Here is a 26,262-nt window from a genome sequence, read left to right on the forward strand (position 1 = left end):
CTTTCAGCTTTGGAAACATATCCCTGCGTATAAATCTACTTTCTGGTATGGGTATCTATACATCATTAACTCTAGAATTGAACTTATCCAATTTGCTATGCCTATTGCAATCGGTAACATTTGTAATAGGTATAGAATATTAAAATGGAAAAATTATGCTTTAATAAGTTAATGATCTATAGAGAATTGCACCAGACACTTAGCTTATACGCAGGGAGATATTGATGGCATTGAAGGTACATTTAAATATTTTTGTTATAAGTCTTAGTTCATATTTTTGAGAAAGCTTAGAACATTTGATTGTTTGAGCATAGCGAGTTATCATATGTTCTTAGCTTTTTCGAAAATATGAACTTTAGACTTGTCAAAAGTATTTATAGTTCCGAAAGGCTATCAATATCTCCCGGAGGATAAGTTAAGTGTCGGCCGTACTTCTCTACATAAGGTTGCACAGCCGAAACTTACTATTAGTCTTCGAAAACTTTTTGTCCTTCTACTTCAGTTGAAAGAGCCTTTAATGCTTTTTCAACTAGATGATATCTTAATTCATATTCATCCTTTGCATCCAATGTTGGATTACCAAGTGGATGAGGTATTGCTATTGTAGGTATTATCCTGTTAGCACCAACTGTTAGAGATATTGGGACTACTGTACACATGTGAACTACCGGAAGACCTCCACGTTCAATTTCTTTTACAAGTGTTGCACCGCAACGCGTACAAGTTCCTCAGGTGGACGTTAATATAACTGCATCTACTCCATCTGCAACTAGTTCTTTAACTATTTGCTCACCAAATTTCTTTGCAGAAGCAACGGCGGTTCCATTACCAACAGTTGAATAGTAATATCTATGAAGAGATCCAATCTTTCCTTCCTTCTCCATTTGCCTTAGCACATCAACTGGAAGTACTCTATCTGAATCTGTGTTAGCATAGGTAGGGTCATATCCACCATGTGCCGTTTCATAAGTTTCTGCTGTTAAGTCCATTACACCTTCTATATCATATTTTCCAAATTTAGAAGCACTTGATGATTCTATGTGATCTGGATTTCCTTTTGGGACTATACCACCAGATGTAACTAAAGCTATCTTAGCTTCCCGTATATTCTTTACCGCTGGATTAGGATCTACTCTATCAAATACAGGCATTTTAAATTCTGTAACAAATTCTTCACCTTTTAGTTTTTTAACAAGCATGTCAACAGCTCTTTTTGACCCTCTCTCAGTTGCAAAATAATTTTTCCTTATTCCTCTCTCAATGTAGTGTTCTTCCTCTGGTGAACCTATTTCTTCTTTTTTAGCAAGCTTTAATGCTAAGGATGCAATCTTAGGAAGAGCATCTCTCATACCTGCAGCGCTATTTCTAGTTTCTACAATGTAAATGTACTTTCTAAATAAATCTACACCTGGATTTTCATTGTACATAGCAGTAAGTGCAGGTATCCCTAGCTTTTCTTGAACTTCTTTTGCTATTGTTCCGCAAGCTACTCCATATCTTCCTGCATTAAAAGCAGGTCCTGCTATAAATAAATCAGGATTATATTTTTTAATCATATCAAGAATTTCGGCTTTTGCCTCTTCTAGATTTTCATTAAAATATGAGTCTCCACAAATAACTGTAGCAACTATTTCAACACCATCTTTTTTAAATATGCCATTTAGCCCCATACCGGGACCAACAAAGCCTTCTCTAACTTCTGGTTTTACATCAGCTTTTTCTTCTCCGCCAATACCAGCGTAAAATTGATTTATATAATGAACTACTTTAATCATTTCTGAATTCCCCCTTTTCTTAGGAATTTGCAAAACATTTTAAATTAATATTTTGAGTATTGAGTTCTAATATTTTTAACTTCCTCAATAATAGCATCCACATCAAGAACCATTTCCATCATTCCGCATTGTTCATCATAAACAGCTGCGTCACACTCATCTTTTATTTCTGGCTCAACAATATGGTAAACAGCAAGTCCTAACTCTATTCCAGCAAGTGGACCTGCAAAAGTTGGGTCCCCAGCAGCTACCGTTTCTGCTGAAAGTCCTGAAGCCTCTGCTTCTGCTCCTCCAATTACTACAACTACATTTTCTGCACCGTGTTTTTCAGTTAAATCTTTTACTCTTTGTTGGATCTCCAGATCCATAGCACCTGCGGCTGTTCAAACAAAGCATTCTGTTGATGCAAAAATAACTTCTGCTCCAGCTGATTTAACACAAGCTTCTATCGCTGGTCCTGGTATTCCGTCTCTATCGCCTACTGCTATAACTTTTTTTCCTTGTAACATATATATCATCCTCTCTTTCAAATTAAATATTGCTACATGTCTTTTTTATAATAAACATTAATATCAATAATCTTTTTATTATATTTAGAAACCTTTTGCTGTTAAGTAGTTGAATCCAACTTCATTTGTAGCTCCAGTTATAACCTGAATTTCAGCTTCTATAGATCCATCTTCTCTTAAGCTTCCTACATGTCCTCCTGCTATCACATCTGCAACTTCAGGATGACCTATTACTTTTTTCATTACTGGTAATACTATAACCTCATTAGCATTTCCTGCTGTTACAACAGCATCACCTTTTGGTGTTGAATCTGCAAGTGATTGTGAACTTCCATCCTGACCTGCATACTCATCTGTAATTAATACAGTTTTTATTCCTAAATCAGTTATCTTGTTACAGTTCATAACCAAATCAGCATCTGGATTACCAAAACCTTCTTCAGATATTATAGCTGCATCTGCTCCTAAGAAATGAACCAATTTCGCAGTATAGTTTGAAGATCTTTCTTTATCTGCGAGGTAAACATTTTCATTTGTAATTATACAGCCTAAGAAGTTAATGTCTTTTCCATGTCTTTCATACAAATCTTCAATTACTGGATGGTTCATATGAACATAACTTGGATTTTTATCACAAGCTGATACACAGTTTCCACTAACAATGGCTCCATCAAATACCTCTGTAGGATATATAAATGTTGGTATGATTTTCTTAGCATCTACACCATACACATAAGTGTCATGTAGGAGTCCCTGTGTTTGAAGCATATAGACATATATAACCTTAGGTAAGTCTGGATATTGCTTAACTTGCTCTAATAATGGTAATGTTTCAAAAGTCTTTATTTCATCTGGCTGAATATTTTTAGCTAACTCTCCTAGATATGCTGCGGCCTTAAATCCAATAATTCTGACAGCTTCCTCGTGTTCATGTTGTTTAACGCCTTCCTTTGGCTCGCAAATAACTACAATATTATTTGTCTTTGAGAATGGAGTATATCTTGCACCCTCTCCACTCATGTCTATAATTCCTTCTTGGAAACCAACTATTTTACCAGTTGTAACTACTGCAGCCCCTTTTAATACGTGAGTTCTTCCTGACCCAACTGTGTCAACCTTACTTATGAAACCTGGAAATATTCCACCATTTCCTTCAACCTTCACTCTTGGCTCAATAACATCTTTTACTGGAATTATTCTCGTCTCCTCACCTGGCTTTGCAATATCAACGTCTATACTTTTAATTCTCTCATCGCCACCAACTACTTGTAGTAATTCTTCCTTGTTTACATAGAGAACTTCACTTTCAAGCCTTGTTTGTGCTCCAAATTGAACGTCTTTTACGTAAACCTTTCCAACTTCTAAACGCAAAGTAGTCACCTCCAAATTTATTTCAATTAGGAGTTTAAAAACTCCTAATTGATGATTAATTGTTAAAAAATGGGATTTAAGTGATTAATATTTATAATAGTTTTAAGAACTTATATTTAGATTCTTAATACCATTAAAATTCGCTTGTATTTTTTGTTTATTTAGATTAGGATTTTTATTGTACATTAATTAATTCTTGACGAGATTATGGTGGAGTGCCTTCCATCTTAATCTTGTCTTTTTTTATAATGTTTCATAATAACTTTTTATGAAACATTCTATATCATCTAAGGATGTTATTTTATCAGCAGTAATAGTGCTTGCCTTTTCACCATTTTTATATATTATCATTGTTGGTAGTCCAAGCACTTTTTGAGATATCGCAAGCCTTCTTGCTGTACTAGTATTCAAGCTAGCAAACTTGATTTTATCTTCATATTTGTGCTCAAGCTCATGTACTCCTGGCATAAGTTGTTTACATATTTCACATTTATCTCCCCAGAAATCCACAAATACTGGCTTATCGGTATAATTTGAAACTTCTGCCTCAAAGTTTTCCTTGTTTAACTCTATCATTTATAAACCCTCCTTCTACTTTTGATTTTCTATATAGTGTTCAGCAGCTGTTGCAGCTATAGCTCCATCTGCCGCAGCTGTTATAACCTGTCTTAATAACTTCTTTCTTATGTCTCCAGCAGCAAACACCCCTGGAATATTTGTCTTCATATCGTCATCAGTAATAATATATCCATTCTCCATTTCTACTTTTCCCTCAAATAATTGAGATATAGGATCGTATCCAACAAAAACAAAACATCCATCAACCTTCAATTCACTGGTTTCTCCCGTTATTTTATTCTTAAGAATAAGTCCTTCTAATATTTCATCTCCTAATGCTTCTTGAACGGTTGAGTTCCATATAAAACTTATCTTAGGATTCCCAAATGCTTTTTCTTGTAATGATTTTGCTGCTCTTAATGCATCTCTCCTGTGTATAACGATTACATGTTCAGCAAACTTTGTAAGATACATAGCTTCGGTTATAGCTGAATCTCCTCCTCCTATAACAGCTACATCTAAATCAGTAAAAAAATCTGCATCACAGGTGGCACAGTATGAAATGCCTTTTCCTCTTAACTCTAATTCATTTTTAAATCCTGAAAGTTTTGGAGTTGCACCAGTGGCTATTATTATTGTTTTAGCTTGATAGATCTCCTTTTTACTTTTAACCGTTTTTATATCACCATTTAAATCTACATCTACTATTTCATCCTTAACAAATTCAGTTCCAAACTCTTCTGCTTGCTTTCTCATTCTTTCACTTAACTTAGTACCTGTGCAATCCTCAATTGATCCAGGATAGTTTTCAAGTTCATCTGTAGTTGTTGCCTGCCCACCATATTTTGCTCTCTCAATAATTAGAGTTTTTATTCTTGATCTTGAAGCATAAAGGCCAGCTGATAATCCTGCTGGACCACCACCAATTATTATTGTGTCATAAATCTGCGGCATTAATATTCCCTCCTAATTTTAATTAGTTAAAAGCATGATAGATTAAATCGTAGTCTATAAGTTGAAAGTCTTCTAATATCTGCTCACTCCAGTTTGGAATACCAAACCTTTTTATAAATTTTTCAGTGGAGTATATTCCTTCTTCTATATAATTTAAGGATTGCACATCTAGTACTTCTACACTATTTTTTGATATAACCACTGTTCTATAAGGAGTTTCATTAGGCTTTATGCTGCTCATCAAAGGATGTGTCAACAATTTATGACCCTTATGTATATAATCTCTAACCTTTTTAAATACATCAATTGTAGTTCCTTCAATGTAATCAACCTCACAGCTCTTAGTTAACTTTTCCTTGCTCATTGGGTTATTAGTTACAACAATTACTGGTTCTATCATTTATTATTCCCCTTTTATATAGTAAAATTTAACTCCACCAAATTTATACTTTAATTTCACTTAATATTATAAATTTTCTGTATTTTTTAAATATTTCAACATAAAAGCATGACAAAAAACAGAGGTAAAAGGCCTTTCCTTTTACCTCTGTCTATTAACCTGAGAGTTTTACTCCATCGGTGCATAAAGCTTTCCAGAGATTTGTCCATTTTCGGTCCTTTTGCCTGAGAGATTCATATTATTTAAAGAGAATAATACTTATTTCCTTCGGCTACCCATTTAAGGATACCATATATTAAAAATCATATCCTTATAATATATGGCTAAGCAAATCTTCCATAGAATTCTATTTTATGACACTTAATCTCCCGAAAATTTCATCCAAACTTTATTAATTTTTGTAATATTGTTCCTTACACTTATTATTATAGATTATAGCCATTTATAATTCCACAGATTTTCAAAAGATGTACATTCCTTTTTTTTATAGTTTCTATTTGAATTCCAAATGCATTTTTTCAATTTTATTTAATATAGCATAATTTTTATTCAAAAAATAGTAACCTTTTAACAAAATTTATACATTTTAATAATCTTCAATGAAAAATACTCCACAAGCTCTAGGACCTGAATGTATCCCTACAACACATCCTACTTGACACTCAATAAAATCTTTCTCCATTAATTTTAAGGCTTCTCTGAGTGTATCTAAAATATCTTTGTTCTCAACATGCAAGAGTATAGATGTTTCGCCAGACTTTATTCCATTTTTATCTATATAATCTAGAATAAATCTTATGGACTTTTTACTCCCTCTTACTTTATCAATAACTCCTATTTCACCATTTTCTACTGATAAAATAGGCTTAATTCCTAATATATTTCCTATAATTCCGGCTGTTTTAGATAATCTCCCACCCTTAACTAGATTATCTAAACTTTCAAAAGCAAGTACACTTTTAATATGTGGAATCATTTCTTTTATTTCATTTTCTATTTCTCGAGCTCCAGACCCTGCTTCCTGTAGCTTAGCCGCCTTAAGCACTAAAAGCCCAAGGCCTGATGTAACATTTAGACTGTCAATTACAATAATATCATCTGTTTCAAGCATTTCTTTGGCAACACATGCTGATTGGTACGTACCACTCATCTTGGACGAAATATGTATAGAGACTATGTGATAACCCTCTTGTATGTATCTTTTATAACATTCTAAAAATCTTTGTGGACTAACCTGAGCCGTTCCAGGAAACTCATCACTTTCTTCCATTTTTATTAAAAGTTCATGAAGTTTTATATCAATTATATCTTTGTATGTTTCTGATCCAAAATTAATTAATAATGGAAGTACTTCTATATCATATTTTTTTATTATTTCCTCTGGTAAATCCGATGTACTATCTGTTACTATTTTTATTTTTTCCATCATCCTTGTTACCTTCCTATTTCATATTGGGGAAATTCATCTGCCTTAAAGCCTCATATGAAATGATTGCCACTGTATTAGATAAATTTAGTGAACGAGTAGTTGTCTGTATCATAGGCACTCTTATACATCTCTCTGGGTCACTTTCTCTTATTTCATCAGGAAGTCCACAAGACTCTCTCCCAAATACGATAAAATCTCCTGACTTAAAATTTACTTCATGATAATAAGAGCTTTTAGCATGTGTAGTTGAAAAATAAAAAGTGGATTCTTTATACTTTTCTCTAAGTTCACTATAGGAATCATACACTGTTAAGTCTAAATCCTTCCAATAATCTAGACCGGCTCTTCTGAGGTGCTTCTCATCTAAGCTAAACCCTAGTGGTTTTATCAAATGCAATTTACAACCTGTTAATACGCAGGTTCTCGCTATATTTCCTGTATTTTGTGGTATTTCTGGTTGAAATAATACTATATTTAAATTCAATTTAGTTTCCCCCAATCAATATGTTCTTATAAAGAATACATTACTATATTATATTATAACAATAAAAAAATTAAAAGAAGTAAGTTCCAACTCACTTCTCTATTATTGCCTCATATTATACTAAATAATATACTTAATAATCTTATTTGTAAATATAGCCTCTATTTCATTATTAAAGAATTCTTTCATATCATCTAACTGCTCCTTAGTATATATATATTTTCCGTATCCAAATTGACCATACTTAAATTTTCTCTCCTCATCTACCATTGGAAGCTTGGTGTTCGGAAACACCTCAAGTATTATATTTTTAGCTCTAGTAGTATATCTATGAGATATAACTTCAAATATAATAGGTTGTGCTAACCCATTTGGCATCTGTTTATTTAATTTAAGTAATAAATTTCTATACTCTTCTTTCCAATTATCATACAAAAATACTGGTGCTATTATAAAGCCTATTGGATATCCAGCCTCAGCTATTTTTACACTAGCCTCTATTCTACTGTCTCTAGATGCAGTACGATTTTCATATTCACTTATTACTTTATCGGTATTTAATGTAAATCTTATTTCTGTATTTCCATTGTGCTCTATATTAAGCAGTCCATCTATATCATTATATTTTGTAACAAATCTAAACTTACCGTTTTTACTTCTCCCAAAAAACTCTATTGTCTTTCTTAAAGAATTAGTATATGGCTCAACCGGTACAGGGTCAGACGTTGCAGAACCTTCAAATATCGTATTTTCTGGTAACCTTTCATCTATATAGTCTTGTGCTTGCCTAAGTATCTCATCTAAATTCACATGAACTCTCGTAAAAGGTTTATCACCTAAATTTGTATTTAAATAGCAATATTCACATTGGCCTATACATCCTGACACAATCGGTAGTTGATAATTAGCAGATGGTTTACAGGTTTGGAACTTTAAGCTTTTCTTAACACCTACAACCAATGTTTTCTTTCCCTCTCTATATCTAGAGGCTAAATCTTCTCCTGGTATATGTTGTTTCACCTTATTTGAATTTAAATTTATAATCTCAGTTTCCGCACTATCTTTAAACTTTTCATATATACTCTTGCCCATTTCATAATCTAACGAATCCTTTTCAAATATTACTCTTTTAGGAATAAACATATTTTATATTCTCACCAACCTATTCTTTCTATGAATATATATACTATTTGTTTAATTCCTTTGGATTATTCTTGTCTAAATATTCTATGGTTCCATCTGATATATTTTCTGCTAATCTTTTTAATACATCATCCTTTAGCAATCTTTTTCTATCCTCCTCATTGGTTATAAATCCACATTCAACTAATACAGATGGCATTTTGCTATATCTAAGTACAGCAAGGTTTTGTCTCCTTATTCCTTTATCCTCCCATCCGTCATTTTTTATAGCCTTTTTTTCTACAGTTTCTGCTAAACTCATCCTCTGTTCCTTTTGGTACCCATTTGCATCGTAATAATATGTAGTTATTCCATTAAAGTTAACATCATTTATAGAATTTATATGAATGGATATAAAGGCATCCGCATTTGAAGCATTAGCTATATTACCTATTTCTTTTAGTGGTATTAGCTTGTCCTCATTTCTGGTCAAAACCACTTTATATCCTTTATCTTTTAAATATGCTTCCGCATATTTTGCAATTTTAAAAGTTAAATCTTTTTCTTGCATATTTTTATAGCTTGTCCCTGCATCGATCCCTCCATGCCCTGCATCTAATACTATAATGTACTGTTTCATATTTTTTTTATTACTACCTACTTTAATATTGCCTTTCTCAGCTTTAACTACTGCTGGCGATGGCATTCCCAATGCTTTTTCATAAAATATGTTCATCCACTTACCAAACATCAACATAACTAAAGTAAAAAAAATGCAAGAAAATAAAAATCTTTTCCTGTTTCCAATTCTCATAGTCTCACAACCCTCTATACAAATTATAATAATATTATATACATATAATGGAATTTTTTCAACATAAAGTAATATTATTGGAATATATATGAAAACTATACATAAATTAAAAAACAAGAAGAATTTACAGCAAGTAGGATTATGCCAAATTTACTTATCCTGGTTATTGAGAAATTGTAAACTATCTTAAAAAATAAATATTTCTTAATAAAAAACTATCTATGAATATGCAAAGATTGAATTTTTCATATTCATAGATAGCCCTTTTTGTTTAAGTTTAAATTTCTATTTATTTAACATCCATATCACATAGTTTAACACACCTGCAAATGATAACCATAATATATATGGTATCATTAAATAAGCCGATATTTTATCAATTTTATAAAATTCAAAGGTCATCATAATAACAACTACTAGCAATACTAGCAATTCGAAAAAAGCTGCTCCATAGAGGTTAAACCTAAAGAAAATAATTGACCAAAGGAAATTTAAAGTTAGCTGTATAGTATATAATGCCAATGCTCTTGTAACTTTTTCTCCTTCTTTTCCTTTTATCCATATTCTATATGCAGCTATTCCCATAAGTAAATATAAAAGAGTCCACACTATTGGGAATATCCAACTTGGCGGCGAAAATAGAGGTTTATTAAACTGCATATACTTCATTGAATTATTCATTCCTAGAAAGCCACTAAGTATTCCTACTCCTTCTGCTATCATAATACTTATAATAAGGTAGACAATTCTTCTCTTTCCATTTACTTTATGTAATTTACCAATCACAAAACCACTCCTCAGCAATAATCAAATTATAAAATAAAACTTTTCAGTATTATTATTTAATTATATTAGTGGAGAATTGTAATTATTACAATTCATTGTTATTACTGCCTTTCTTAATTTTTTCTCAACAAAGAAAATCATACTTCAAGCTTGATATTATTTATTTTTCGGAGACCATATAAGATTTTGTTTGTATAAAATTTAGATACTTAATCTTTTATGAAACTTATTAATTTTTTATCAAATTTATCTATATGATTACTGCACCACATATTTATAATGCGCTGAGTTTCATCAGCTAAAGCATACATAGCCCCATTCTTTTCAAAATCATGTCTTAATTTTATAATGTCTTTTTTGTATAATTCATGTTGTTGAAACTGGATTTTATAAGCTTCTTTATCTTTATTTATTATCATGTTCTCCTCATTTTTGAAATGATTAGAAATATAACTCTCTATAAAATCCATAGTTTTAGAAATTTCTTCTTTACTTTTTTTCTGCTCTATTTCCATCAATAAATTATTAATATAACTAAATATCTGTTTATGTTCATTGTCAATCTTTTCTATACCTATTAATAAACTATCATCCCAATTTAACATAATAATAAAACACCTCCAAGATTTCTAATTACTCAATCTTTCATAAAACTTGCTAACTCTTTATCTATTTTAATTATGTGATTCCTACACCATGAGGTTACACTTTTCTGTGTTTCAATAACTAAAGTAGATGTAATCCCACTTTTACTAAACCTATCTTTTAATTTTATAATTTCATTTTTAAAAGCCTCATGTTGTTGAAATTGAATATCGTATGCTTCTTTATTTCTATCTATTAATAGTCTCTCTTCTTCATTGAAATGCTTTATTACATAGGATTCTAAAAAATTTAAAGTCGTAGTTATTTCGGATTTTCCTTTTCCTTCTATCATTGCTGTTAAAAATTTATTTATTATTTCAAATAATTCTTTATGTTGATTATCTATTTTTTCTACGCCTACTAAGAAACTATCATCCCATTTTAATAACATATAAAAACGCCTCCTCTATATAATATAATGTATTATATTCGAGGCTAATTTTAAATCCCCTTCTATAATTTCCTAATTATTAAAAATATTTATATTTTTCTGACAATTAATTTTTACGATTGATATTCCATTTAGTTTATTATTTATATTATTCTCTTTAAATTAACCTTTTTCTATATCTTGATATTGATAGCTTAGTTTGAATTAATGCATTTGCAAAGGAGAAGTTATTATTGAATTTAGAACAGGAACTATTATGATTGGAATATACTGAAGGTTCCATGCTCCTTCTTTAGCATATTGGTTCAGCAAACATGCTGAACCAAAGTAAAAAAACCCGTGAAATATTAATTTCACAAGGTTTATGGTGCGGATAACAGGACTTGAACCTGCACAAAGTTTCCCTCACTAGAACCTGAATCTAGCGCGTCTGCCAATTCCGCCATACCCGCAAATATGTTATTATTATATCATATTATAAATTGATAATAAATGCTTTTATGTAATATTTTTCATAAATTTCTTTTACAGGATGTACTATGAGAGTTTTTGAAAAAAAGAAAAGGGTATATATTTAGAAAACTTCAATATACCCTCTGAAATTTATTGACCTTTATTATTCTTGTTTGTATTTGTGTTTTTGTTTGGGCTTGTACTTGTGTTAGTAGTTGCAGGTGTACTTGCATTGGTATTTGCATTCGTACTTGCATTTGTATTGTTAGGTGTAGGGGGAGTTGTCTCTTCTTTTTTCGTTCCTCTTTTTATTATTCCTTCAATTGCTTCATAAGAATCATTTGTTATAATTTCATTACTTATAACAGTACTGCCTTTTCTGGTTATCTTTCTAACTCTCACCTTATAACCTGTTGAAGGAGCTTGAACTTGTTCTGTTTGTCCAACTGGTAAAGTAGGATCATCTATATACCTTGTATTAGCCTCCATAACTTGGTAAATTTCTGATTTTATATCTGTTATTACATCTGATAGAGACGAATTAGAATATATGTTAAATGCAACAACTCCACCCGAAGTATCCCCTTCAATATATATAGGATAATCTAGTGTATTTTTAAACTTGTAATCTAAGTTACCGTAATCAACTGTAGCGTCTAATCCAACTTTTACATAATGTGACGGAAGTGTATGATGCTCTCTTTCCACTGATTTTATATTAGATCTAAGCACTGCGTTATATAGTGTTGTCGATACCTGGCATATTCCTCCTCCAAGTCCCGAGTCCACCTGGTTTCCTATAATAACTGGTGCCGCTTGGTATCCCTTTTTTGCAGTTCTCTCTCCAACTACATCATTAAAACTAAAACTATCTCCAGGCATAAGTATTTTCCCATTTATACTATTTGTAGCTAATTGTATATTATTAGCTCTTTCCGAAGAAGATATAGCTCCATATTCTGTACTAAAGCTTCCAATCTTAGCGTTAATAGAAGATATCTTGTTTGAAGTGATTTTAGCAGCAACTGTCTCTACAGGTGCTTTAATATCAGTGTCGGCTTTTACACCTCCATCAATCTTAGACAAGACTTCTTTTTGCAATTTGTCTTTTTCAAGTTTTTTTCCACCCTGATCTGGTACTACTGTTATGTTTCCTTCACTCACCTTTATTGTCGCATCTACAGGGGCTTTGTTAACTCCCTGCTCAACACTTGATATAAGTTCATTTACCACTTTTTGATCATATGTAAATCCTAATGAAACTTCCTTCTCTTTTGGCCATTTTATAAGCTTATATTTTTCTAATGCGTTAGAATTTTTCCCATAAGAAAAGGCTTGGTTCACAGCTTCATCTATGTTATATTTAGGATTTAGTTTTGAATAATCTAATGTATAAGTCCTATCAGAAGCCACTATGTTAATTTTCTTTTTTGCTATTCCATCAACATATTTCTTCTCTAGAATTTGTTTAGCCTGCTCCTTACTTTTTCCAGATAAATCTTCTCCAGATACCTTTACTCCCGGATATATTAAATCAGACCAAGCTTTTACCGTACTATTTTGATGTATTGCAAATCCTATAATACCACCAACTAAAACTACAACACCTATTAACACGCCTAATTTGGTTATTTTTTTCATGTTTCTTTTTTTTCTTATCATAGGCATCACCTCTTTATTCCACTTATTTATTATACTATAAAAGATATCTTATTTAAATTATTTTGTTAATTATATGAAATAATTTGTTGAATAAAAGAAAAGTAAGATATAAAATTAAGTATACAAATTTTTGTATACCATGGAGGTAAATAGTATGAAAGCTGAGATATTATGCGTAGGCACAGAACTATTATTAGGTGATATTGTAAATACTAATGCTCAATACTTATCTAAACGATTAGCAGACTTAGGTATTTTTGTATATCACCAATCTGTAGTCGGCGACAATAGTGAACGATTAAAGGAGGAGTTTAAAGCCGCTTTTGATAGAGCCGACATTATAATAACGACCGGAGGGCTTGGACCTACGCCGGACGATTTGACCAAAGAAACAGGTGCTGAATATTTTAATAAAAAAATGATTTTACATGAGGAAACTTTAGATAAATTAAAGTCATATTTTATAAAAACAGAGAGAGATAAACTTCAGGGTAATAATATAAAGCAGGCTTATTTTCCTGAGGATTCATTAATCCTTCCCAATTCTCACGGAACAGCTCCTGGATGTGTTATAGATGAGAACGGCAAAATTCTTATAGTACTACCTGGTCCTCCAAGAGAAATGAAGCCTATGTTTGAAGATTATGTAGTTCCTTTCTTGGAAAATTACAGTAATATAGTTATTCAATCCAAAGTCTTAAGAATATGTGGTATAGGCGAAGGGCTAATGGCAGAACAAATTTCAGATATTATGACTGAAAACACTAATCCTACTGTCGCTCCTTATGCAAAAGATTGGGAAGTCACATTAAGGATAACAGCCAAAGCCTCAACAAAAGAAGCTGCTAACAATCTTATTATTCCTGTAGAAGATGAAATTCGTCAGAGACTAGGCTTAAATATATACGGTGAAGGCGAAACATCTCTTGAAGCAGTTCTAGGTGAATTATTAATAAAGAGTAACTTTACTATATCTACTGCTGAATCTTGCACTGGAGGACTCATTGCTTCTAAGCTTGTAAATTATCCAGGCATCTCTTCTGTTTTCATGGAGGGTGCTGTTACTTATAGTAACGATGCAAAAATGAGGCGTTTAGGCGTAAAATCCGAAACACTAGAGACCTTCGGGGCTGTAAGTGAAGAAACTGCAAGAGAAATGGCAGAGGGAATTGCTAAAACTGCTAATACAAATATAGGCCTATCAACTACTGGTATAGCTGGGCCTGATGGCGGAACACAAGAAAAGCCTGTTGGACTAGTTTATGTTGGCCTTAGCATTAACGGTATAACCAAAACTATAAAGTTACAACTTTCAGGTAGCCGCGAAATGATAAGAAGAAGAACTACAATTACAGCCCTTGATTGGGTTAGAAGAGAATTATTGAAAAGTAACCAGTAGAGAGTATGAAGTACGACCGAAAGTAGACTCATCCTCCGTGAGGTGTTACCAAGCTTCGGCACGATAAAACCTTTTAATCAATCTAAAGCTCAGTATTTTGAAAATCCAAGAATCTTTGATAAACTCGTACCTCAGACATATCAAAGATTCTAAGATTTTCTAAAATACTGAGCTAAGATTGATAAAAAAGTTTTTATATGTGCTTTCAGCTTTGGTAATACCTCCCTACGTACAAGTCTACTTTCTGGTTACATTCTATATTCCGTGGACAAACTTATCTGATTTGCTGTATCTATTACAAATAGTTATATTTTTAATACATATAAAATATAAAAATGATAAATTTGTATTCAAGTAAGTTACTGTATAAAGTTAACGACCTATATAGAGAACTAAACCAGACACTTAACTTATACGCAGGGATATATTAACATTATTGAAAGCACATTTAGATACTTTTGCCACAAGTCTTAGTTCATGTTTTTGAAAAAGCTTAGAACTTTTGATTGTTTGAGCAGAGCGAGTTATCAAAAGTTCTTAGCTTTTTCAAAAATATGAACTTTAGACTTGTCAAAAGTATCTATCGTGCCGAAAGAATGTTAATATATCCCGGAGTGTAAATTAAGTGTCGGCTGTGGGCATCTATAAAAGGTATAAAGACTACTCTTTAACCTCATCATTAAAATACTCACAATAAGGAGCTACTGGACATACTTCACATTGGGGTTTTCGGGCTTTGCATATTTGTCTGCCGTGCCATATTAGGTAGTGATGGGTGTCACTCCACATTTCTCTAGGTATGTTTTCCATAAGGTCTTTTTCTACTTTTTCTGGTGTGTCTCCCTTAGCAATTCCAAGTCTATTGGATACCCTAAATACGTGGGTATCTACAGCAATAGCTGGAACGCCAAAGGCATTTGATAAAACCACGTTAGCAGTTTTTCTTCCTACCCCAGGAAGTTCTATTAACTCCTCCATAGTTTTTGGAACTTTGCCTCCATATTTTTGTATTATGTTTCTTGTAGCACCTAGAATATTCTTGCTCTTATTTTTATAAAATCCACAACTTTTGATTTTTTCACCTAACTCTTCTTCTGTTAAACTAATCATTTTTTCTGGAGTATTATAATTCTTATATAACTCTTCCGTAACTTGGTTAACTCTCACATCAGTACATTGTGCAGATAATATTGTTGACACTAGTAATTCGTAAGGAGATTGAAATTCCAAGGCGCATTTTGCGTTAGGATAAGTTTCACTTAGTACTTTTATTATTTTTTTTATATTTTCTTTATCCATTTTTTCACCTTCTTTCAAATAGCTTAAACATATATTAATATTATATTTTCTATAGAAAAAAATACCCATTTAAATTAATGGGCATTATTTATATACTCCTCTGTATTCTAAAGGTAAAAGCTCTGCAATTTTCTTCATTAAGAAATTTGTAGTTCTTTCTTCATATTCATGCTTTTCTTCTTTAACACCTTTAGCTGGCAATTGAAGTTCTTTTCCTATTGAAAGCTTAACTTTAGCATGATAGAATTTTTCTTGTCCCATATCCTTATCGTGAACAGGAAGTAATTTCTCACTTCCACAAATTCCAAGTGGTATAACAGAAGCCCTAGTCAGTCTCTGTATTAATACAATTCCTTTTTTGGCTTTAATCAAACTTCCCGTTCTACTTCTTGTTCCTTCTGGGAATATGAGCACATTTTTCCCAGCTCTTAGTGTCTTCACAATCTCTGATATCGCCTCTTTATCCGCAGTATTAGGGTTAATAGTTATAGTTTTAGTAACATATACCCCTAAGCTTGTCAACGGATTTTTAGATAACTTTGCTCCAGCTACAAAGGTTATATCTTGATTCTTTAACACCTTATCTATTATCAATCCATCAGAATTGCTTAAGTGATTACAGATAAAAAGTATAGGTTTCTCTACATTTTCAAGGTTCTCCATTCCCGTAACTTCGATATATGCATAGGTTTTTAAATATTTGTCAATTAGTTTCCTAGAAAAAAATCGAATTAAACTTTTGGGAAGACAGCCTACTATTCTAGCCACTCCAGGAGAGATCATATCATAGTCCACCTTTCATTTTCATGGTTTTCAAATATATAAGTTTTACATTAAGTATTATATCATATAATCAAGTCACAGTTTAAAATAATTCAAAAGTCTATTATAGTAATCTTCTACATATGGAGAAGTAAATTTTATTAATTTAATATTTTTCTCCTGATGTATTTTATTAATTAGTGCATTCCTTTGAATTATATTTTTACCTCTCCACCCACAGGAGGTTTGGCTGTACTTATCTCTAAAATCTTTTTTATTTAAAGCTATTAATTCTTCTAAACTGCTTTTTTCCATGAAATCGTAAGGCTTAAATTCTTCTATCTTTGAAACTTCTATATTTTTGTTATGAGGACACATGCTTTGACATGTATCACAGCCAAATATTCTCCCATTCAACTTATCAAACCATTCATCATCAATATCTTTTTTTTGAGTTATATAAGAAAGACACATATTCGGATTGTTTTCTCCACTTATAGCACCTGTAGGACACATCTTTTGACATACGAAACAATCTCCACACTTATTTTCCAAAATCCTATCTGCTTCTACATATATATCTGTTATTACTTCTCCTAAAAACACATATGAACCATACTTTTTTGTGATCAAAGTATTGTTTTTTCCTATGAACCCAATACCTGATTGTACTGCAATATATCTTTCTAGAAGCGAATTGCTATCCACAAAATATAAAGCTTTTCCTCCTAATGTTTCTATATACTCACATATTTTTTTCAAGTAGTTCGATACAACAATATGATAGTCTCTTCCTTGAGTGTATTTTGAAAAACCAATTCTACTTTGAAAATCTTTATTAAATAAATAAGGGAAAGCAATTGAAATTATTGTTTTCCCATCTTCCATATAGAGAAAAGGATTTATCCTTTTCTCTATATCTTTTTCTTCAAATTCATTTTCTAACCCACTACTTTTTCTATTCTCAAGATATGGCCTTAATTCGTGAAAAATTCTACACTTTGAAAAACCTACTACATCTAAACCTAATTTACTACAATACTCTAATATATCTCTTTTAAAATTCACCCAATCACCTTCTCTTGTTAACCGTTATATAACCATTTGATTGTATATATGCTTTCTTTTTCCTTCAAAATCTTTTATTTCTATTATGGGTGTCTCTTTTCTACGAACAACCTTTGCCGGAATTCCCACAACTGTAGAGTCTGAACTAATATCTTCTAAAACAACTGAATTAGCTCCTATTTTTACATTATCCCCAATAGTTATCGGTCCTAGAACCTTTGCTCCACATCCTATTATAACATTATTTCCTACAGTAGGATGTCTTTTTCCTTTATCTTTTCCAGTACCACCTAGAGTTACTCCATGATAAAGTGTCACATTATCACCTATTTCTGCAGTTTCTCCAATTACTACCCCCATACCATGATCAATAAAAAGTCCTTTACCTATTTGAGCTCCTGGGTGTATTTCTATACCAGTAAAAAATCTTGATAGTTGCGATATTAATCTAGCTGAAAAGAAAAACTTTTTCTTATATAAAAAGTGAGTAATCCTATGGTGAATTTGCGCATGGATACAAGGATATAAAAGAAATACCTCTATTGGATTTCTTGCTGCTGGATCATTCTTCATTGCGCTTTCTATATCGTAAACTAATGATTTAAATGGGTTTCTCATAGCTATCTACCTCTCTAACTAATATTAATCATATAATCCCATGGATAAATATTTTTCTCCACCATCTGGTGCTACAGTTACAACAGTTTTTCCCTTACCTAATTTTTTTGCTAATTTTATTGCAGCTGCTACATTAGCCCCTGATGATATTCCTACCAATAAACCTTCTTCTCTTCCCATAAGTCTTGCATATTCATAGGCCTCTTCATCTGATATAGTCATAACTTCATCTACTATCTCTTTTGCATATATTTCTGGTACAAAACCAGCTCCTATTCCCTGTATTTTATGAGCTCCAGGTTGGCCTCCAGATATTACAGGAGACTTTGCAGGTTCTACTGCTACAACATTTATATTAGCATTATATTTTTTTAATTTTTTACCTGCACCTATTAAAGTTCCGCCTGTTCCAACACCTGCTACAAATGCATCTAACTCCTTCAAATCTTTGATTATTTCATCAGCTGTAGTTTCATAGTGCTTGTCTGGATTTGCTTGATTTGTAAATTGTTGAGGTATATAATATCCTTCTTTACCTTCTACTATTTCCACTGCTTTTTCTATAGCACCCTTCATTCCTTTTACACCCTCAGTTAAAACAAGCTCAGCTCCATAAGCTTTCATTAAATTTCTTCTTTCCATACTCATTGTATCTGGCATTACAATCATTACTTTATATCCCTTTAATTTTCCTATCATTGCAAGAGCTATTCCTGTATTTCCACTTGTTGGCTCGACAATAGTATCTCCTGCCTTTATAAGTCCTTCTCTTTCTGCCTTTTCAATCATTCCTAAAGCTGCTCTATCTTTAATACTTCCACCTGGATTAAATTTCTCTAGCTTTACATAGACATCAGCCATTCCTTCTTCTACTATATTATTTAGCTTAAACAAAGGTGTTCCACCTATCATTTCAATAGCATTATTAAATATCATTTTTAAATTCCTCCCTTTTTTGTTTTAAAATTACATTTTAAGTTTAAAAATTTTTAACATTATAAGTTATTCCTCATAATACATTAAGCTTTATACGTCAAAAAACCCCGTCTCTATATATTATAGAGACGGGGTCAAATCCGCGGTTCCACTCTAATTAGATCCTAATCTAAAGATCTCAGCTTAATTCAAGCACACTTTATGCTCTACCACTATAACGGGTGGATCCGACACAGCCTACTTAATTCGGTGTATAACTCCAAAGGGCACTTCTCCTAAACTTCATTTAGAAACCTTCCAGCGAACAGCTTCCTCTCTGTAAAATTCTTTTTAGGTTACTTTCCTTCTTCAATGTATTTCTGAGTATTTTGATATGAATTCTATATTTACTATTATATTATTATTTTTCTGTTTGTCAACCCTGTTTTAAAAATTTTTCTACAATTCAAAACATAAAAATTTTGTGACACAAAATTTTTATTAGAGGACAGAGGACAGTAAAGGAAGAAAACTCACCTTCACTGTCAACTGTCCTCTAAAAAATAATGCTTCGTATTATTTTCATTATCTACAAAATCTATGTTTCCCAATTATTTTAATTAGCGGTCTTGACCATATCCACGAGCTTGTAGCTGTTGATGGATTAAAGTAATATATAGCTCCTCCCGATGGATCCCATCCATTCAATGCATCTTGTGCAGCATTTACAGAACTTTGAAGTAAATTTGCATGTATCTGACCATCTACTATGGCTGTGAATGCTCCTGGTTGATATATGACCCCTGCTACAGAAGATGGAAACTTAGGATCTCTTGTTCTATTTAGCACCACTGCACCAACTGCTACCTGACCCTCATAAGGTTCTCCTCTTGCTTCTCCATTAATAAGCCTAGCGAGTAAAAGCACATCTTGGTTACTGGTAACATTCTTATTATTACCTGAAGCAGCTCCTTCCAAAGCAGCTACGTTAATGCCAATAGCATTTAATGTAGCATTACCTGCAACACCATCTACGGATAATCCGTTTTTGGCTTGAAACGTTTTTACTGCGGTAAAAGTTTTATATCCATATATACCATCTATACTTCCATTATAATATCCCCAGTCTCTAAGCCTTCCTTGTATCTGCGAAACCACATCTCCTCTTGACCCGTAATAATATGATATAGTCTTAACTGCAGAAGTATAAGGAGTCATACAAACAGACGTGCTAATGTATGTAAACATAACCATAAGTATGCAAACAATTTCTCTTTTAAATCTCATAATTTTTTTAGACATACATCCGATCACTCCTTGCTATAAATTTAAAGTATTCAATAAAACTAGCACTATGAGCATTTTCAGTTCTTATAATATAATTTAGTTTCTGCACAAAGTCGTAAAAAATACATTATATAGACAAAAGAGTTATTGTTAAAATTAACCATAAAAAAACCCTAGCTCAAAAGCTAAGGTCTTAAATCCTTTATATAAAATTTCCTCCTATAGCTAAAACCGTCAATACAACTATTAATGCAACTGTAGCTTTTGCTATAAAATTCTGCAATGAACTATTTACATAGTTACCCATTACCTCAACATCATTCACAAGTATTATCATAAATATTAATACTACCGGACACAGTATTCCTGCCAGCTGCTGCGTGACGAGAATTATATTAATCAATGATATCCCTGGCACAAGTATAATCACAGCACTTACTAAAATCATAAATAAAAATAGTCCGAAAAATACAGGTGCTTCCTTTATTTTGTTATCCAATCCACTTTCGAAACCAAAAGCTTCACACACTGCATACGCTGTACTTAAGGGTATAACACAGCATGCCAAAAATGACGCTCCAAACAAACCTATTGCAAATAACAAAAATGAATAATTACCTGCCAATGGTCTTAGCGCTGAAGCTGCATCCTGTGCTGTATCTATACTTATACCAGCTTTATACAATGTTTCCGCGGTACACACTGTAATAACTAAAGCTGTTAGTATAGCCCAAGCTGTCCCAAGATATACATCAAGTTTTTCATATTTATATTCTTTAATAGATATTCCCTTATCTACAACAGAAGATTGTAGATAAAATTGCATATAAGGAGTTATCGTTGTACCTACCATTCCTATCAATACTAAAAAGTAACCTTTATCAAGTTTAGCATGAGGCTTTATTATACTTCCAAAAACGTGTCCCCAATTTGGTTTTACTAGAAATGCTGTTACAAAATATCCAAAAAAAGTTATTGTTAAAAATAAAAATATTTTTTCAGCCTTTGAATAATTTCCTCTTGTTAATACAAACCAAATAAGGGCTGTAAGTAATGGTACAGAAATATATTTACTAATACTAAATAACTCTAAACTTGCTGCTATTCCAGCAAAATCACCTATGCACACACCAAGATTCGCTATAAGAAGTACAAACATAGCAAAAAAAGCCCATCTCACTCCAAATCTTTCTCTTATTAGATCTGAAAGACCTTTTCCTGTAACTACAGCCATTCTTGCATTCATTTCCTGAACTACCGCAAGTCCTATGGCTATAGCAAACATTCCCCATAGCATTGAGTATCCATAATGAGCACCAATAACAGAGTAGGTAGCAACTCCACCTGCATCATTTCCGGCATTAGCTGTAATAAGTCCTGGTCCAACTATACTTAGTATAATTAAAAATCTATTTTTATTCTTCATATTTGCCTACCTTTCTCTATCCTACCTTTTTAAATCTTTTTCTCCAGGTTGGAATTAGTATATCTTCAACTATGTCACTCATGATTACTACCCCGCATAGTTTTTGATAGGTATCTATTACAGGTAGGGAAAGAAGGTCGTATTTAACACAAAGTTCTATAGCCTCATCTATATTCTCATAATCCTCTATTTTTACTATATCATCAAGCATTATTTCTTTTAATGTCTTTTCTGGCTTTGATAATATTAAACTTTTAAGTGAGACTACTCCTTGAAGTCTTTCTTGTTCATCAACAATATATATATAATGAGAAACTTCGTCATCTGGATTAAGTTCTCTAAGTAGTTCTATAGTCTCTTCAACAGTTATATTTATATTAAAAGATATAAAATCTTTATTCATCATGCTTCCAACTGTTTCTTCACTATACTCCATCAAAGTTCTTACTTCATCCGCATCTTCTTTTTCCATGCTTAAAAGAATATGCTCTGCGGTCTCTTCATCAACTTCATCTAAGATGTCCGCAATCTCATCATTTGGAATGTTATCAAGTAACTCATCTCTTCTATCTTGACTTAAGCTTTCCAATATATCAGCCTGAATATCTGGTTCAATTTCTTCTAAAGTATCTGCAGCAAGATCTTTTTCAAGACTTTCAAATACTCTATTTCTATAATTTATATCCATATCCTCTAAGATATCTGCCAAATCGGCTGGATGTAGCTTAGAAAGTTTTTTATATGTCACTGCTAATTTTAAATTATCATTTACCATTTCTAGTGATTCTACATTATCCCATACTATTAAACTATCAGATGGTTTTTTATCAAAAATCCTATAGCAACTTTTAACCAAACTTTCAACTCCAAGTCTTCTGCCAAGTGCAAGAACACCTGAATCTACTGCAACTACTCTAAACTCTCCTGCTATTTCCGCAATTCTTAAATCATTAACTCTTACCAATTTTTTCCCATTTATATCGACAATTTGTCTGTCTAATAAATGTTTTGATAAAAGATACGAATATTTTTGCAAAATGATTTCTCTTACGCCTTCTCCTTTAATGCGTATTTTGTCATCATTCTCATAAAAAGATATATGCTTAAATTCGCAATTAAGAATTTCACCATCTTTTTTCAGCTTATAACCTATAGCTCTTGGGAATCCACCTTCTGTGGTTACATAAATATCACAAAGTTTGCCTACAGGTTCATTAAATTCATCATAAATCTTTTTGTAAAGAACCTTACTTAAGAAGAAACTAGATAGTCTTTTCATAAATATTCCTCCTTCTACATACAGAGGAATATTTACAAAACTGATAAGGAATTATAGAAATGCCTTGGGTCCTTAGAAGTAATTTTCTTTATCGGTTAATGTAAATGTTCCTTTGTATATCCATATTAAATTTTTGTTTTAACCTAAATCGACCACTATGAGGGCCAGCCTCCATTTAAAAACACCACCTAATAAAAATAAAATAAGAGCCTTAAAAATAGGCTCCATTGCAAACTAAAACTTTATAGTCCGAGTTTTAGCACTATATAGCTTTGAACAATATTGTTCAGCTACATTAAGTAAAACCTTGATTCGGTAGTACCTGTTGACCCATTGGCATCTCTCGATGTTTCCGGGCAGTAGCGTATATCTATATAGGAGCCTCACCTAACATAAGTAAATTTATTTTTTATATTAACTTTCTTTCATTATTTATTATAGTACAAATTCCTTAAAATGCAACCTATAAATATAAAATTTATTTATATTTCCTTGTTATCCTATTTTAATTTTATATTTTTCAATTTTACTGCTACTATTGCAAATTCTTAGCCTTTCTCTTATTTTTTATGCAAACATTTTATTCTAATTTTTTACAATTATATCTAAACCGATTTCCATATTCTAAGTAAAGTATAAAAATTATTTATTCATATTTTCCTATCCTTGTGTTAATATATTAATGATTTTATCAGAGACCAATTGATAATTGACAGAGGACAGTGAAGGAGGATTTTTCTCCGCTGCACTACGAAAAATTTTCAAATTTATATTAAATTTGAGCGATGTTTCGAATTAGCAAAACAATCCTAAAAAAACAAATTAGTTTTCTGACGTAAGGAAGAAAGCTCACCTTCATTGTCCTCTGTCCTCTGTCAATTGTCCTCTAAAAATTTTGGATACAAAATTTTTAAAGAACGGAGAATATAAATGATAGTTAACAATAAATTTTTACCTATAAACAAAAATGATCTAAAATCTAGAAAATTAGATGCCCTAGACTTTATTATAATTACAGGGGATGCTTATATAGATCATCCATCCTTTGGTACAGCTATAATATCTAGAGTACTTGAAAATGAAGGATTCTCTGTCGGTATAATACCTCAGCCTGATTGGAACAACTTAGACGATTTCCAAAAACTTGGAAGGCCTAAACTAGGATTTTTAATAAACTCTGGAAATATTGATTCTATGGTTAACCATTATACTGCAGCAAAAAAAAGAAGGCATGATGATTTATATTCACCTGGTGGTAAATCTGGCCACAGACCTGATAGAGCCGTTATTGTATACTCTAATAAAGCCAGAGAAGCTTATAAAGATATACCAATTATAATAGGTGGCATTGAGGCTAGTTTAAGAAGATTTTCCCACTACGATTACTGGGATAACAAAGTAAGAAGAAGCATACTTGTAGACTCTAAAGCGGATCTTTTAATATATGGCATGGGAGAAAAAACAGTAGTTCAAATAGCCAATCTCTTAAAATATGGTATGAACATTCATAAGATCACTGATGTCCGCGGAACAGTATATTCTTCCAAAGAGTTATATAAGTTAAGAGATTTCGTTGAAGTACCATCCTTCGAAGAAGTATCTAATAATAAAATAGCCTATGCTGAAAGTTATAAGCTTGAATATTTTGAGCAAGATGCTATAAACGGTAAAACTATAGTTCAAAAACATGGTGACAAATATATAGTACAAAATCCACCTCAGTTTTCGTTAACCACAGATGAAATGGACATTGTCTATAATCTGCCTTATACAAGAACATATCATCCTATATACGAAGCTAAAGGTGGTATTCCTGCTATTAAGGAAGTTAAATTTTCTATTACAAGTCATAGAGGGTGTTTTGGAGGCTGCTCTTTCTGTGCACTTAATTTTCATCAAGGAAGGACAATTCAAAATAGAAGTCAAAATTCTATAATAGATGAGGCTAAGCTTCTAACGACACTAGATGATTTCAAAGGATATATACACGATGTAGGAGGTCCTACTGCAAATTTCAGACATAAATCCTGTAAGCTTCAGGAAACTGCCGGTGTTTGCAAAACTAGACAATGTCTGTCACCAAAACCTTGTAAAAATCTTATAGTAGATCATAAAGAATACCTAAGCTTACTTAAACAAATAAGAGAACTACCAGGAATTAAAAAGGTATTTATCCGTTCCGGAATAAGATATGATTACCTTACCTATGACAAAAATACGGATTTTTTTGAAGAGCTTTGTAAGCATCACATAAGTGGTCAACTTAAGGTTGCTCCTGAGCATATAAGTGATAAGGTTCTTAAACAAATGGGAAAACCTAAAAAAGAGGTTTATGATAAATTTACAAAAAAGTATTTTGAAATAAACAAAAAAATTAAAAAGAATCAATTTCTCGTTCCTTATCTTATGTCTAGTCATCCTGGTAGTGATTTAGATGCTGCAATAGAACTTGCTCAATATATTAAATCTATGGGATATGCTCCTGAACAAGTCCAAGATTTTTATCCTACACCTGGGAGTTTATCGACAACTATGTACTATACAGGCATAAATCCATTGACTAATGAAAAAATTTATGTTCCTAAAGAACAAAAAGAAAAGAATATGCAGAGAGCCTTACTTCAATTTATGAATCCCGAAAATCACAAACTTGTGAAAGAGGCGTTAACTAAAGCTAATCGGGAAGACTTAATTGGTAAAGGGGAAAAGTGTTTAATTTCTCCTACAGTATATAAAAGAGGTTCTACTCAAGGTAAAGACTTAAAACCTAAATTGAAAAACAAACAAATTTTAAAAAAACATAAATAGTAATATAAGAACTCTTTAATTTGCTGTTTTATTTCATATGCTTAAAGA

At 31.9% G+C, this 26,262-nt stretch carries 24 protein-coding genes, 1 tRNA gene, 3 riboswitches and 1 other annotated feature; of the genes, 2 read left to right on the top strand and 23 right to left on the bottom strand.

The genetic code is table 11. The features are described 5' to 3' along the window. Window positions 1-467 precede the first annotated feature (467 nt). The 15 genes from grdB to I6U48_RS04305 form a co-directional block, all read right to left on the bottom strand. Complete coding sequence (gene grdB, locus I6U48_RS04235; protein ID WP_218319164.1) at window positions 468-1,775, bottom strand: glycine reductase complex selenoprotein B; 1,308 nt, start codon at window positions 1,773-1,775, stop codon at window positions 468-470. A gap of 44 nt (window positions 1,776-1,819) precedes the next feature. Next, a complete protein-coding gene (gene grdA / locus I6U48_RS04240) occupies window positions 1,820-2,284 on the bottom strand; it encodes a glycine/sarcosine/betaine reductase complex selenoprotein A (RefSeq protein WP_246615199.1) in 465 nt (154 codons plus the stop codon). An 84-nt stretch (window positions 2,285-2,368) separates the two neighbouring features. Beyond that, the gene (locus tag I6U48_RS04245; RefSeq protein WP_218319165.1) at window positions 2,369-3,655 is read right to left on the bottom strand and encodes a glycine/sarcosine/betaine reductase component B subunit; all 1,287 of its coding nucleotides are present in this window, start codon (window positions 3,653-3,655) and stop codon (window positions 2,369-2,371) included. A gap of 243 nt (window positions 3,656-3,898) precedes the next feature. Further along, complete coding sequence (gene trxA / locus I6U48_RS04250) at window positions 3,899-4,231, bottom strand: thioredoxin TrxA (protein WP_218319166.1); 333 nt, start codon at window positions 4,229-4,231, stop codon at window positions 3,899-3,901. A gap of 15 nt (window positions 4,232-4,246) precedes the next feature. Beyond that, window positions 4,247-5,167 (bottom strand): thioredoxin-disulfide reductase, encoded by a 921-nt coding sequence (gene trxB, locus I6U48_RS04255; RefSeq protein WP_218319167.1) that lies wholly within the window; start codon window positions 5,165-5,167, stop codon window positions 4,247-4,249. 22 nt (window positions 5,168-5,189) lie between these two features. Continuing rightward, window positions 5,190-5,567, bottom strand: coding sequence for a GrdX family protein (locus I6U48_RS04260; protein ID WP_218319168.1), 378 nt, complete (start codon window positions 5,565-5,567; stop codon window positions 5,190-5,192). Window positions 5,568-5,704: 137 nt separating this feature from the next. Beyond that, window positions 5,705-5,769, bottom strand: a riboswitch (glycine riboswitch). Next, window positions 5,770-5,868, bottom strand: a riboswitch (glycine riboswitch). Window positions 5,869-6,153: 285 nt separating this feature from the next. Next, on the bottom strand, window positions 6,154-6,993 hold the full coding sequence (locus I6U48_RS04265; protein WP_218319221.1) for a fatty acid kinase binding subunit FakB: 840 nt from the start codon (window positions 6,991-6,993) through the stop codon (window positions 6,154-6,156). A 16-nt stretch (window positions 6,994-7,009) separates the two neighbouring features. Next, on the bottom strand, window positions 7,010-7,480 hold the full coding sequence (locus I6U48_RS04270) for a tRNA (cytidine(34)-2'-O)-methyltransferase (RefSeq protein ID WP_218319169.1): 471 nt from the start codon (window positions 7,478-7,480) through the stop codon (window positions 7,010-7,012). A 120-nt stretch (window positions 7,481-7,600) separates the two neighbouring features. Then, window positions 7,601-8,623 carry a spore photoproduct lyase gene (splB, locus tag I6U48_RS04275; RefSeq protein ID WP_218319170.1) on the bottom strand — a complete coding sequence of 341 codons (1,023 nt, stop codon included), beginning with the start codon at window positions 8,621-8,623 and terminating at the stop codon, window positions 7,601-7,603. A 43-nt stretch (window positions 8,624-8,666) separates the two neighbouring features. Beyond that, a complete protein-coding gene (locus I6U48_RS04280; protein WP_218319171.1) occupies window positions 8,667-9,416 on the bottom strand; it encodes an N-acetylmuramoyl-L-alanine amidase family protein in 750 nt (249 codons plus the stop codon). 285 nt (window positions 9,417-9,701) lie between these two features. Further along, window positions 9,702-10,139 (bottom strand): TspO/MBR family protein, encoded by a 438-nt coding sequence (locus tag I6U48_RS04285; RefSeq protein ID WP_218319222.1) that lies wholly within the window; start codon window positions 10,137-10,139, stop codon window positions 9,702-9,704. A gap of 272 nt (window positions 10,140-10,411) precedes the next feature. Continuing rightward, complete coding sequence (locus I6U48_RS04290; protein ID WP_218319172.1) at window positions 10,412-10,807, bottom strand: bacteriohemerythrin; 396 nt, start codon at window positions 10,805-10,807, stop codon at window positions 10,412-10,414. 32 nt (window positions 10,808-10,839) lie between these two features. Beyond that, entirely contained in the window at window positions 10,840-11,238 is a 399-nt protein-coding gene (locus I6U48_RS04295) for a bacteriohemerythrin (RefSeq protein ID WP_218319173.1), read from the bottom strand. Between the two features lie 365 nt (window positions 11,239-11,603). Further along, window positions 11,604-11,690: transfer RNA gene (locus tag I6U48_RS04300), tRNA-Leu, on the bottom strand. Window positions 11,691-11,841: 151 nt separating this feature from the next. After that, on the bottom strand, window positions 11,842-13,353 hold the full coding sequence (locus tag I6U48_RS04305; protein WP_218319174.1) for a VanW family protein: 1,512 nt from the start codon (window positions 13,351-13,353) through the stop codon (window positions 11,842-11,844). Window positions 13,354-13,507: 154 nt separating this feature from the next. Here I6U48_RS04305 and I6U48_RS04310 point away from each other — a divergent pair, with 154 nt between their 5' ends. Beyond that, window positions 13,508-14,752 carry a competence/damage-inducible protein A gene (locus I6U48_RS04310; RefSeq protein ID WP_218319175.1) on the top strand — a complete coding sequence of 415 codons (1,245 nt, stop codon included), beginning with the start codon at window positions 13,508-13,510 and terminating at the stop codon, window positions 14,750-14,752. 660 nt (window positions 14,753-15,412) lie between these two features. Here I6U48_RS04310 and nth read toward each other — a convergent pair. From nth to I6U48_RS04350, 8 genes are all read right to left on the bottom strand, one after another. Then, window positions 15,413-16,051 (bottom strand): endonuclease III, encoded by a 639-nt coding sequence (gene nth, locus I6U48_RS04315; protein ID WP_218319176.1) that lies wholly within the window; start codon window positions 16,049-16,051, stop codon window positions 15,413-15,415. A gap of 84 nt (window positions 16,052-16,135) precedes the next feature. Further along, window positions 16,136-16,834 carry a lysophospholipid acyltransferase family protein gene (locus tag I6U48_RS04320; RefSeq protein ID WP_218319177.1) on the bottom strand — a complete coding sequence of 233 codons (699 nt, stop codon included), beginning with the start codon at window positions 16,832-16,834 and terminating at the stop codon, window positions 16,136-16,138. 75 nt (window positions 16,835-16,909) lie between these two features. Beyond that, window positions 16,910-17,881 (bottom strand): tRNA epoxyqueuosine(34) reductase QueG, encoded by a 972-nt coding sequence (gene queG, locus I6U48_RS04325; protein ID WP_218319178.1) that lies wholly within the window; start codon window positions 17,879-17,881, stop codon window positions 16,910-16,912. A gap of 24 nt (window positions 17,882-17,905) precedes the next feature. Continuing rightward, window positions 17,906-18,499 (bottom strand): serine O-acetyltransferase EpsC, encoded by a 594-nt coding sequence (gene epsC, locus I6U48_RS04330; RefSeq protein ID WP_218319179.1) that lies wholly within the window; start codon window positions 18,497-18,499, stop codon window positions 17,906-17,908. A gap of 24 nt (window positions 18,500-18,523) precedes the next feature. Next, the gene (cysK, locus tag I6U48_RS04335; RefSeq protein ID WP_218319180.1) at window positions 18,524-19,435 is read right to left on the bottom strand and encodes a cysteine synthase A; all 912 of its coding nucleotides are present in this window, start codon (window positions 19,433-19,435) and stop codon (window positions 18,524-18,526) included. Window positions 19,436-19,556: 121 nt separating this feature from the next. Next, window positions 19,557-19,796, bottom strand: a binding site (T-box leader). Window positions 19,797-19,999: 203 nt separating this feature from the next. Continuing rightward, window positions 20,000-20,716 carry a spore cortex-lytic enzyme gene (gene sleB / locus I6U48_RS04340; RefSeq protein ID WP_218319181.1) on the bottom strand — a complete coding sequence of 239 codons (717 nt, stop codon included), beginning with the start codon at window positions 20,714-20,716 and terminating at the stop codon, window positions 20,000-20,002. Window positions 20,717-20,903: 187 nt separating this feature from the next. Next, complete coding sequence (locus I6U48_RS04345) at window positions 20,904-22,127, bottom strand: NRAMP family divalent metal transporter (RefSeq protein ID WP_218319182.1); 1,224 nt, start codon at window positions 22,125-22,127, stop codon at window positions 20,904-20,906. 16 nt (window positions 22,128-22,143) lie between these two features. Beyond that, window positions 22,144-23,406 (bottom strand): magnesium transporter, encoded by a 1,263-nt coding sequence (locus tag I6U48_RS04350; protein ID WP_218319183.1) that lies wholly within the window; start codon window positions 23,404-23,406, stop codon window positions 22,144-22,146. A 235-nt stretch (window positions 23,407-23,641) separates the two neighbouring features. After that, window positions 23,642-23,808: riboswitch (M-box (ykoK) riboswitch) on the bottom strand. A gap of 531 nt (window positions 23,809-24,339) precedes the next feature. Between I6U48_RS04350 and I6U48_RS04355 the strand changes: the two genes are divergently transcribed. Next, complete coding sequence (locus I6U48_RS04355; RefSeq protein ID WP_218319223.1) at window positions 24,340-26,214, top strand: YgiQ family radical SAM protein; 1,875 nt, start codon at window positions 24,340-24,342, stop codon at window positions 26,212-26,214. The last annotated feature ends 48 nt before the right edge of the window (window positions 26,215-26,262 follow it).

It is taken from the genome of Clostridium thailandense, from assembly GCF_019207025.1.
Classification (GTDB): domain Bacteria; phylum Bacillota; class Clostridia; order Clostridiales; family Clostridiaceae; genus Clostridium_AM; species Clostridium_AM thailandense.

Bases quoted from the DNA above. Each gene is read 5' to 3' on its own strand.
- trxA (WP_218319166.1), bottom strand. From the start codon at position 4,231: ATGATAGAGTTAAACAAGGAAAACTTTGAGGCAGAAGTTTCAAATTAT.
- trxB (WP_218319167.1), bottom strand. From the start codon at position 5,167: ATGCCGCAGATTTATGACACAATAATAATTGGTGGTGGTCCAGCAGGA.
- I6U48_RS04260 (WP_218319168.1), bottom strand. From the start codon at position 5,567: ATGATAGAACCAGTAATTGTTGTAACTAATAACCCAATGAGCAAGGAA.
- I6U48_RS04265 (WP_218319221.1), bottom strand. From the start codon at position 6,993: ATGGAAAAAATAAAAATAGTAACAGATAGTACATCGGATTTACCAGAG.
- splB (WP_218319170.1), bottom strand. From the start codon at position 8,623: ATGTTTATTCCTAAAAGAGTAATATTTGAAAAGGATTCGTTAGATTAT.
- I6U48_RS04280 (WP_218319171.1), bottom strand. From the start codon at position 9,416: ATGAGAATTGGAAACAGGAAAAGATTTTTATTTTCTTGCATTTTTTTT.
- I6U48_RS04285 (WP_218319222.1), bottom strand. From the start codon at position 10,139: ATGATAGCAGAAGGAGTAGGAATACTTAGTGGCTTTCTAGGAATGAAT.
- I6U48_RS04290 (WP_218319172.1), bottom strand. From the start codon at position 10,807: ATGTTAAATTGGGATGATAGTTTATTAATAGGTATAGAAAAGATTGAC.
- I6U48_RS04295 (WP_218319173.1), bottom strand. From the start codon at position 11,238: ATGTTATTAAAATGGGATGATAGTTTCTTAGTAGGCGTAGAAAAAATA.
- I6U48_RS04305 (WP_218319174.1), bottom strand. From the start codon at position 13,353: ATGATAAGAAAAAAAAGAAACATGAAAAAAATAACCAAATTAGGCGTG.
- I6U48_RS04310 (WP_218319175.1), top strand. From the start codon at position 13,508: ATGAAAGCTGAGATATTATGCGTAGGCACAGAACTATTATTAGGTGAT.
- nth (WP_218319176.1), bottom strand. From the start codon at position 16,051: ATGGATAAAGAAAATATAAAAAAAATAATAAAAGTACTAAGTGAAACT.
- I6U48_RS04320 (WP_218319177.1), bottom strand. From the start codon at position 16,834: ATGATCTCTCCTGGAGTGGCTAGAATAGTAGGCTGTCTTCCCAAAAGT.
- epsC (WP_218319179.1), bottom strand. From the start codon at position 18,499: ATGAGAAACCCATTTAAATCATTAGTTTACGATATAGAAAGCGCAATG.
- cysK (WP_218319180.1), bottom strand. From the start codon at position 19,435: ATGATATTTAATAATGCTATTGAAATGATAGGTGGAACACCTTTGTTT.
- sleB (WP_218319181.1), bottom strand. From the start codon at position 20,716: ATGTCTAAAAAAATTATGAGATTTAAAAGAGAAATTGTTTGCATACTT.
- I6U48_RS04345 (WP_218319182.1), bottom strand. From the start codon at position 22,127: ATGAAGAATAAAAATAGATTTTTAATTATACTAAGTATAGTTGGACCA.
- I6U48_RS04350 (WP_218319183.1), bottom strand. From the start codon at position 23,406: ATGAAAAGACTATCTAGTTTCTTCTTAAGTAAGGTTCTTTACAAAAAG.